10 protein-coding genes and 1 pseudogene are annotated in these 9590 nt (G+C 44.7%); 4 read left to right on the forward strand and 7 right to left on the reverse strand.

Going from position 1 to position 9590, the window contains the following annotated elements; translation table 11 throughout:
* Positions 1-316, forward strand: a pseudogene (locus H6F92_RS24610) (IS4 family transposase); the annotation flags it as partial.
* A gap of 147 nt (positions 317-463) precedes the next feature.
* Here the strand turns inward: H6F92_RS24610 and H6F92_RS24615 are convergent.
* Positions 464-1576 (reverse strand): DegT/DnrJ/EryC1/StrS family aminotransferase, encoded by a 1113-nt coding sequence (locus H6F92_RS24615; RefSeq protein ID WP_190359844.1) that lies wholly within the window; start codon positions 1574-1576, stop codon positions 464-466.
* Between the two features lie 345 nt (positions 1577-1921).
* Here H6F92_RS24615 and H6F92_RS24620 point away from each other — a divergent pair, with 345 nt between their 5' ends.
* The gene (locus H6F92_RS24620; RefSeq protein WP_190359845.1) at positions 1922-2698 is read left to right on the forward strand and encodes an ABC transporter permease; all 777 of its coding nucleotides are present in this window, start codon (positions 1922-1924) and stop codon (positions 2696-2698) included.
* A 101-nt stretch (positions 2699-2799) separates the two neighbouring features.
* Here the strand turns inward: H6F92_RS24620 and H6F92_RS24625 are convergent, their stop codons facing one another.
* On the reverse strand, positions 2800-3816 hold the full coding sequence (locus H6F92_RS24625; protein WP_190359846.1) for a type I glyceraldehyde-3-phosphate dehydrogenase: 1017 nt from the start codon (positions 3814-3816) through the stop codon (positions 2800-2802).
* 606 nt (positions 3817-4422) lie between these two features.
* Between H6F92_RS24625 and murC the strand changes: the two genes are divergently transcribed.
* On the forward strand, positions 4423-5850 hold the full coding sequence (gene murC / locus H6F92_RS24630; RefSeq protein WP_190359847.1) for a UDP-N-acetylmuramate--L-alanine ligase: 1428 nt from the start codon (positions 4423-4425) through the stop codon (positions 5848-5850).
* A 415-nt stretch (positions 5851-6265) separates the two neighbouring features.
* Complete coding sequence (gene murB / locus H6F92_RS24635) at positions 6266-7144, forward strand: UDP-N-acetylmuramate dehydrogenase (RefSeq protein WP_190359848.1); 879 nt, start codon at positions 6266-6268, stop codon at positions 7142-7144.
* Between the two features lie 186 nt (positions 7145-7330).
* Here the strand turns inward: murB and H6F92_RS24640 are convergent, their stop codons facing one another.
* The 5 genes from H6F92_RS24640 to H6F92_RS24660 form a co-directional block, all read right to left on the reverse strand.
* Positions 7331-7876, reverse strand: coding sequence for a hypothetical protein (locus H6F92_RS24640; RefSeq protein WP_190359850.1), 546 nt, complete (start codon positions 7874-7876; stop codon positions 7331-7333).
* A 29-nt stretch (positions 7877-7905) separates the two neighbouring features.
* Positions 7906-8352 carry a Tse2 family ADP-ribosyltransferase toxin gene (locus tag H6F92_RS24645; RefSeq protein ID WP_103112768.1) on the reverse strand — a complete coding sequence of 149 codons (447 nt, stop codon included), beginning with the start codon at positions 8350-8352 and terminating at the stop codon, positions 7906-7908.
* A gap of 29 nt (positions 8353-8381) precedes the next feature.
* On the reverse strand, positions 8382-8621 hold the full coding sequence (locus tag H6F92_RS24650; RefSeq protein ID WP_242030267.1) for a hypothetical protein: 240 nt from the start codon (positions 8619-8621) through the stop codon (positions 8382-8384).
* Positions 8622-8875: 254 nt separating this feature from the next.
* Entirely contained in the window at positions 8876-9145 is a 270-nt protein-coding gene (locus tag H6F92_RS24655) for a HigA family addiction module antitoxin (protein WP_190359849.1), read from the reverse strand.
* The gene (locus H6F92_RS24660; protein WP_002803252.1) at positions 9145-9423 is read right to left on the reverse strand and encodes a type II toxin-antitoxin system RelE/ParE family toxin; all 279 of its coding nucleotides are present in this window, start codon (positions 9421-9423) and stop codon (positions 9145-9147) included. Before H6F92_RS24660 ends, H6F92_RS24655 begins: the two co-directional genes overlap by 1 nt.
* Positions 9424-9590 lie beyond the last annotated feature (167 nt).

Genomic DNA, 9590 nt, shown 5'->3' on the forward strand with positions numbered 1-9590 from the left:
ATTGTAGCTTGGAGATTACTCTGGTTAACCTATCAAGCACGCTTACACGGAGAGGAGAGTTGTGAAAGTTTTTTGGAAGAACATGAATGGCAATCTTTGTGTGCCACTATTCAGAAAAAGGGTCCGCCACCTGAAAAGCCGCCCTCCTTGGCCGGAAGCGGTCAGAATGATTGCTTCTCTTGGGGGGTTTTTAGGTAGAAAAGGCGACGGTGAACCTGGTGTTAAAACTATTTGGTTGGGACTGCGAAGGTTACATGATATCAGCCAGACTTGGAAACTATCTCATCAAATTAGTCCCCCCATAGAACCCCCTTGAGCCATCTTGCACACTTTTCTCTTTTTGTCAAATTTTATGTTAAGAAAGATGTGACTAATGGATAGCTTGATAAGGGGGGGAATCTGACAATTTTTAACACCTACCTACTTAATTCATAATTCCTAATTCCTAATTCCCACTGATAACTCAGGAACTATGCAAACAATCTTTCAGCGCGTAGGCTACCTGTTGTTGTTCCTCAAAGCTTAAATCGGGGAACATAGGTAAAGATAACACTTTTTCACTGGCCAATTCGGAAATGGGTAAATCACCTTTTTTATAGCCTAAATACTGATAAACCGGCTGTAAATGTAGGGGAATCGGATAATAAACCATCGATAGGACATCTTTTTCCTGCAAAGCTGCCCGAATTTGGTCACGATTTTCTGTTAAGATCGTGTACTGATTCCAAACGTGCTTACCTCCGGCTAAAGCGGCAGGTAAAGTGATATTAGGCAAAGGTTGCAGTAATTCCCGATAACGTTGGGCAATCTCGATCCGTTGATTATTCCAAAAATCGAGATATTTTAGCTTAATTTGCAAAATAACCGCTTGAATGGCATCTAAGCGGCTATTCACCCCAATCACCTCGTGGAGATAACGCACCTTGCTGCCGTGTTCTTTAACCATGCGAATTTGTGCCGCTAACTCGGGGTTATTGGTGGTAATTGCGCCACCATCGCCACAACCGCCCAAATTTTTGGTGGGAAAGAAGCTAAAACAGCCAATATCGCCGATACTCCCCACTTTCTGCCCATGCCATTCTGCTCCCGTTGCTTGCGCGCAATCCTCAATCACCAATAAATTATGGGAACGAGCGAAATTTAACACCTCAGACATATTGACAGATTGCCCAAAAAGGTGTACTGGGATAATCGCTTTCGTCTGGGGAGTAAGCGCTTTTTCCAACAGTGCCACATCGAGGTTAAAAGTATTAATATCGATATCGACAAAAACTGGCACTGCCCCGACTAAATTAATCGCTTCGGCGGTGGCAATAAACGAAAAAGTGGAAGTAATTACTTCATCCCCCGCTTGAATACCGAGGGAGCGCAGTGCCAGATAAAGGGCATCGGTTCCCGAATTACAGGCGACACAATCGCTAACACCATGATAGAGGGCAAATTGTCGTTCTAATTCACTCACAGCTTCACCGCCAATATAGCGCCCAGAACGGAGGATTTCTAAAACGGCATGGTTAGCTTCTTCGCTGATGACTTGGTATTGACGGGATAAATCGACGGGGGGAATTGTACTCACGCGCTTTCACTCAAATTAGAGACTAATCGGGATTTGTTGGCGAAAAGAAGGAATAATTAGGGCTTACTGAATAAATGTGAAATGTAGGCAAGGTAAGGGTTTTCTGGCTTTTCTCGCGAAACAGGTGCAAGATTTTGAGAGAATCGTCGTTAAAAACCTTGCGTCTTCATCAGCCCGCGTCCTGTAGGGGCGAAGCATTCGGGCAATAACCTATCGGTGAAACCGTAGATTTTCTAACCGAATGCTTCGCCCGTACTTTTTGCCGCAAACCCTAATTAGTCAAAAATAATTATAAACTTGCCATTCATAGATGAAGTATCCTTTTAATTTGTTTCTTTTATTTTTATGGATGGATTAGTAGAACTAAATCTGGTGGATTTGGGTTGGGCTTTGGGGATGATGGGTATTTGTTTACTCCTCTCCCGTTGGTCAAATTTAGCCCTAGAGGGACAATTATTATTAGCGACCGGTCGATCGATCCTGCAATTATTAGTGGTAGGCTACGTTATCGCCGTTATTTTTTCCCTTGATAATCCTCTGGCAGTGCTGGGGATTTTGGCAGTAATGATGACTATCGCGACTATTGTTGCTAAAAATCGCATCGATAGCCGAGATAAAGGCTTATTACCCCTAGTTTTTGGCTCTTTATTGATTAGTAGCTGTCTAACTTTAGGTTATGCGATCGCTTTAATTATTCAACCAGAACAATGGTACTCGCCCCAATACTTAATTCCCTTGACGGGGATGGTGTTAGGGCAAGCGATGAATAGTGCCTCTTTAGCCGGGGAGAGATTAAGCAGTGCCATTAAAAGTCACCGTTTGGAAATCGAAACCCATCTTTGTTTAGGGGCAACCCCTCAACAAGCGATCGCATCTTACCAAAAAGAAGCGATTCGAGCTAGTTTAATCCCCACCCTCAATCAGATGATGGTAGTGGGTTTAGTCAGTTTACCCGGAATGTTCACCGGACAGGTATTGGCAGGAAGTGAACCTTTAAACGCCGCTTCCTACCAGATACTGATCCTGTTTATGATTGCCCTAGCTAACCTAATCACTGCTCAATTGGTGACAGAGGGAATCTATCGGCGCTTTTTCGGTGAGAATTTATCACTTATCAGTTAACAGTTATCAGTTATCAGTTATCAGTTATCAGTTATCACTAACCACTCCTGACTCCTAATTAACGCCCACTGTTCACTGATTACTGTTTACTGATCACTGATTTAGCCTTTCCACTTGCTGGCGACGACTTCAGCGAGATCAACCACCCGTTGGGAGTAACCCCATTCGTTATCGTACCAAGCGATAACTTTTACCATATCGCCACCCATCACCATGGTGAGACTAGCATCAATGATCGAGGAGGCATCAACACCGCGATAATCGGAGGAAACGAGGGGTAAATCATTATATTCGAGAATTCCTTTCAAAGAATTTTCCGAAGCTTCTTTGAGGACTTCGTTTACCTGTTCCGCGATCGTGCTTTTTTCCACTTGTGCGACTAAATCCACTACAGAAACGTTAGGAGTGGGTACACGCAGGGCGATACCGTTAAGTTTCCCTTTCATTTCGGGGATAACTAAGGCTACAGCTTTGGCAGCACCGGTGGAGGTGGGAACGATGTTAACGGCAGCGGCGCGAGCGCGACGGAGATCCCGGTGACTAGCATCAAGAATGCGTTGATCACCAGTGTAACTGTGGGTGGTGGTCATCGTCCCTTTGATGATGCCGAAGTTTTCGTGAATCACTTTGACGACAGGAGCAAGACAGTTGGTGGTACAACTGGCATTGCTGATGACATTGTATTTATCGTGTTCGTATTCGTGAGCGTTGACACCGACGACATAGGTTCCCACACCCGAACCTTTACCCGGTGCGGTAATGAGGACTTTTTTAGCTCCTGCGACAATATGCTTAGAAGCGCCCTCTTCATCGACGAAAACACCAGTAGCTTCGATCACTAGATCTACACCCCATTCTGCCCAGGGCAGATTGAGGGGATTGCGATCGGAATAACATTTAATGGTTTTACCGTTAACAATTAAAGAATTATCATCGGCATCGATATTAGCGTTAAGTTTGCCTAACATCGAGTCATATTTGAGCAGGTGAGCGTTACTCCGGGGATCGGATGTATCATTGATCCCCACTACCTCCAAGCCACTATTAGTCCGTCCTAACCAACATCTTAGGAAATTACGTCCAATCCGTCCGAAACCATTGATCGCTACTCTAATCACTGCTGCTTGCCCTCTACCTTTTAGTGCAATACATAAAAAAATAATTAATGTTCCCAATCATACCTTAAAGGTTGAACTTTACGATCCCGATCGAAAATAATTTATTACATCACCATTCAGGAGAGTAGGAGACAGGAGACTCCGAGACAGGAGACTCCGAGATTATTTTTATTTATTCTCCCCACACCCTACACCCCACACCCCACACCTGCCCCCCCGATGTCGGGGGGGTTGGGGGTAGGGTCGTTTCATTCTCGCAAATGTCATTCAATCAAATCCTTATCTGGCAAGGTTTTCAGTCAATTTCTCAGAACAAATATCTGAAAAATTTTTAAAATGCCTTGCTTTGCTTGCCCCGTAAGCGATTGAAGACAGACAAACAAGGAATCAAACTAGAGAATGAATCAGCCCTAGGGTTGGGGGGGGTCACACCCCACACCCCAAAAAAAGGGAATTGGGAGAAAAAATTTTAATTCTGCGTCAAGGATTTTGCCAGGTGACTGGGCAACACTTGGGAATTCTGCTCAAATGCCCCTATCATGAGGTTGACTTTACTACCGATCGAGTTTAAAACTTATATAATTGTGGGTCTGAGGAGTGAAAAAAGTGAAAAAAGTTAATTTTAACGGCCAACCTTTCCATTTTATCGGTATTGGCGGCATTGGGATGTCAGCCCTCGCTTATATCTTAGCCAAACGCAATTTAGCTGTGTCTGGCTCCGATTTACGTCCTACTCATATCACCCAACGGCTACAGGGAGCGGGAGCGCAGATTTTCCACCGTCAAGAGGCAAATAATTTAGCTTTATTTCATTCTCCTGGCCCTCAAAACATCAGCCAAACAGTTCCGCAAGTAATCTGCTCCACGGCGATTAATGACCATAACAAGGAATATCAAGCGGCCAGAGACTTAGGATACCCAATTTTTCACCGTAGCGACGTTTTAGCGGCTTTAATCGCTGATTACGACAGTATCGCCGTCGCCGGCACCCACGGCAAAACCACCACTAGCAGCCTAATCGGTTACGTTTTGTTAGAAGCGGGATTAGACCCCACGATCATTGTCGGTGGTGAGGTGGACGCTTGGGAAGGTAACGCTCGTCTTGGTCAAGGTCGTTTTTTAGTGGCAGAGGCCGATGAGTCCGATGGTTCCCTAACCAAGCACGCCCCGAAAATCGGCGTAATCACTAATATTGAGCTAGATCACCCCGATCATTACCAGAATTTAAGCGAAGTTATCGATACTTTCCGTGAATTTGCCCATCAGTGCCAGATTTTAGTCGCTTGTTTAGATTGTGACACGATCGCCGAGCATTTCCGTCCGACAATTAGTTATAGTCTCGATCCCGAAAAAGGTGCCGATTACACCGTCAGCGAGATTATCTATGAACAGGGAATGATGAAAGCTTCCGTCTGGGAAAAAGGCAGTTATCTGGGACAAATGGAAGTGAAAATCCCAGGGCAACATAATATTAGTAATGCTTTGGCAGTGGTGGCCATCGGACGTTATCTCGGTTTAGAATTTGCTGTTATTGCCGATGCGATCGCTACTTTTGCCGGAGCAAAACGCCGTTTTGAACACAAGGGAGAGGCAAACGGCATCACTTTTATCGATGATTATGCCCACCATCCTAGCGAATTGTTAGCCACGTTAGCAGCGGCAAAATTGAAGGTAGAAGGCAAACAGTACCAACGTTCGATCGCTATTTTCCAACCCCATCGCTACAGTCGCACCACTACCTTTTTAGAGGAATTTGGCTCCGCTTTCAGTTCCGCCGATGTGGTAGTCTTAACGGATATTTATAGTGCCGGGGAAGTGAATATCAATCACGTCACTGGGCAGCAAGTGGTCGAACAGGTGAGAAAACACCATAAAAATGCCTACTATCACCCTGAATTGAGTTCTTTAGGTCAATTCCTGCTAGAAATTCTCCAACCAGGGGATCTAGCTCTGTTCCTCGGCGCTGGCAATCTCAATCAAGTTATCCCCGAAATGCTCTCTCTTTACCGCGAACAATTAGCGGTTAGAGTATAGGATTCAGTTATCAGTTATCAGTTATCAGTTATCAGTTATCAGTTATCAGATTTGAGTTTTTAAGTGAGCAGTATTAAATAGGGTTTGCTGAATAAATGTGAAATGTAGGCAAGGTAGGGGTTTTGTGGCTTTTCTTGCGAAACAGGTGTAAGATTTTGAGAGAATCGTCGTTCAAAACCTTGCGTCTTCATCGGCCCGCGTCCTGTAGGGGCGAAGCATTCGGGCAATAACCTATCGGTGAAACCGCAGATTTTCTATCCGAATGCTTCGCCCGTACTTTTTCAGCAGACCCTAAATAAGTAACATGATCGTTGGGTTTCATGCTTCAACCCAACCTACGTTCTGCTCCCCAACCCCCAATTCATAATTTATAATTCATAATTTATAATTTATAATTTCCAACCCCTAAAACCCTATGATTAAAACCTCTGTTTCTCTAGCTGATTTCACTTCCTACCGGGTGGGGGGAAGAGCGCAATGGTATGCCGAACCAGTTAATCTAGAGGAATTAAGAGAAGTGTTCGCTTGGTGGCAATCACAAGATTTACCCTTAACTGTTTTGGGGGCTGGTTCAAATTTACTAATCAGCGATCGAGGTTTACCCGGACTTGTTATCAATACTCGCCATCTGCGATCGAGTTGTTTTGATGCCGAAACTGCTACGATTACAGCAGCAGCGGGGGAACCCCTGCCAAAAATAGCTTGGAGAGCGGCAAAAAGGGGCTGGAGGGGCTTAGAATGGGCGGTGGGTATCCCCGGTACGGTGGGGGGTGCTGTGGTGATGAATGCGGGGGCGCATACCTCCTGTGTGGCGGATCGATTAGTGCGGGCGCTGGTATTAAATCCCGATGGTCAGTTAGAAACTTTAAGCAAAGAAGATTTAAATTATAGTTATCGCAGTTCTTCTCTGCAAGGGGATCAACGTTTAGTTATTGAAGCCACATTTCAGTTAGAAGCTACCGATAATTGCGAGGAAATAATGGCAATTACTACCCATAATTTACGCCATCGCAAAAATACCCAACCCTATGATCGTCCTAGTTGTGGTAGTGTTTTCCGCAATCCTAAACCGCAATTTGCCGGGGCTTTAATTGAGGGAATGGGATTAAAAGGTTATCAAATTGGTGGGGCGCAAGTATCAGAGTTACACGCTAATTTTATCCTGAATATTGGTTCAGCAAAAGCCTCGGATATTCTGCGTTTAATTCGTCATGTGCAGGAACAAGTGTTCGATCGCTGGTCCCTCTGGTTAGAACCAGAGGTGAAAGTTTTAGGGGAATTTGACGGTATTTAATTATTTTTCTCGATAACGGTTGAACTCAGCCGCGATGGGCTGGAGTGCGACGGCAAATATTTTTATAATCCTCTAGCATGGTGCGTTCCCCAAAAATCTATTGGTGGGGCAGTAGGAGCCACATTAGGGAACGCACCCTACAGCGATGGCGATCGTACTGACAGTGGGAGCAGTGTAACGGTCTAGTTATGCCGTCTTCGCTTGTGAGGTTAACTTAAGCAGTTCATTAAGCTTATTTTTTAAGTTTTGGGATGCCATAAGCGGATTGTAAACTTCTCCTGCGTAGGGTTGCCAAACATAACTAGAACTAAAGGGGCGCAATACTGGCAATATTCCTAGCTCTTGTTCGAGTGGTTTTGCTAAAACCAGTCCTGGGATAGATAAGTTAGATGATTCTTCGAGAAGCTCGCTGTAAGTTCTAAATTCATCGACTTCAACACCAACCAGTGCATAACGGAATGGGGGAGCAAATCGTAGGGACTGATATAGTAAGATACCTAACTCTGTCATTGAATATGCACTTTCAGGGCTGTCTATTCCCACTTCGCTAAGATTACTTGGTGAAACACGACACCACCAATTTTCTTCTATGTCTTGGAATATATCTGTGTGACACTGGCAATGGCGACCATTTGACAGCAACCATGATACTCCCTCAAAATGCTGAGCAAATTTATGGGCGTTGCTCTCATCCGAACCACATTCTGCCGATAGACTAAATATCCATGCCATTTTGATAGCCTCCCATTGTGTGTATGCCACTAATCAACCTTTTCCCAATATTTTTGGGTGTTTGCCAATGCTGCCTCGTACTTTTCTAGAGCCATTGTAACTCTTGGCATGATGCTAACGTGAGTTGGGCTATCTTGGACAGCCTGTAAATCCCCTGTGATATGGCTATCGTCAATTTGCCATAAAGGGTCTTTGCCAGTTCCACCAAAACTGGCAGGTTTGCGAAATGCTGGTAAACCTTCAATGGATAGGGCAACAGACATTCCCTTTGTGTCCCTAATGGCAACCGTTACAAGATCGCCATGCAACTGACGCTGTGGCTCTGGTAACAAATAGCTTTGTTCATCTAGACAACCTACTGGCATTCGCTGAATGTTTATATCGATATTAGGTCTAACCCCTAATAATCTAGCACTACGACCAATTTTGGGTCTGTCGTTTTGCTCTGCCATGCCACGATAGTAGAGTTTCGCCATCACCCACTACTTGTATTTTACCTTTAGCTTCATTGTACCTGAAGCACCAACATAAACTCAATTGGGACACCATCAACGTCTGAAGATAGACCAACACCAGCTTTCTGAGACATTGTAATCTCTATTTCATCAACACCATTTTCTTTTCCTGCTCGAATAATGTCGATCGCTACTTTTCTTTGTTCTGCAATCTCTTTTTCGTTAGCAGCTGATGTAAGAAGGGAAATACCGTCCAAAACAAGTGCTACTGGAAGCGCCAAAGGCACCATTGCAAGCTAACTATTCTGCGACAAGAAGGTAAGCGCTTTATGCCGTTTTTCTGGCGTTGTGATGTCAAACTCGTTGGATTCACTCATACTCATTGGCTGGGTTCTATATAGCTATCGATTAACGAAGTGTTGGAATACAAACACAGAATATCACGCCCAAAAGCGTGTTATCCAGATTAGCCTACTGCTAGTGGAGCGGTAGGAGCCACATTAGGGAACGCACCCTACGCGATCGCCGATAGCACTGATAGCCGTTAGACTTTGATATTGCCAATTGTCTGCTCTGCTTGCCATAGATCGTATTGCATTTGCTGATTGAGCCAACTTTCAGGAGATGTATCGAAAGCTTTCCCTAAGCGAATTGCCATTTCGGGGCTAATACCTGCCCTACCATTTAAGATGGCAGATAGGGTTTTTCGACTTACACCCAATGCTTCAGCAGCCTCAGTCACAGTCAGATTCAAAGGTTCGAGACAAAGTTCTTTAAGAACTTCACCAGGATGTGGTGGATTATGCATTTTCATCAGTGGTAGTCCTCAAGATCGACATCACAAGCATCAACACCGTCAAAGGTGAAAGTGATCCGCCAGTTTCCAGATACTCTCACCGTCCAGGTTCCTTTACGTTGCCCTGCCAGTTCATGAAGTACCAATCCGGGCAAGTTCATGTCTTGCGGTGAAGTTGCCGCACTGAGACGAGCCAGAATCAGCCGAATTCGTTTGGCATGATTTGCTTGAATACCTCGGGTGGTTCCCGATTCAAAGAACTGCTCTAGTCCTCGATGCTTGAAACTGACTATCATCGATTAAGTGTAACCCATAACGTTACTGGTTACAACCCAACGATAAAAAAATAACGATTAGGGGTCGAGAAGGTCGTCACCGACCTCCCCTCCCATTCAGAACCGTGCATGAGACTTTCACCTCACACGGCTCCTAGTTTGATTGTTCCCTTGTTAAGGATACAGCT

It is taken from the genome of Microcystis wesenbergii FACHB-1317 (assembly GCF_014696875.1).
GTDB classification, from domain to species: Bacteria; Cyanobacteriota; Cyanobacteriia; order Cyanobacteriales; family Microcystaceae; genus Microcystis; species Microcystis wesenbergii_A.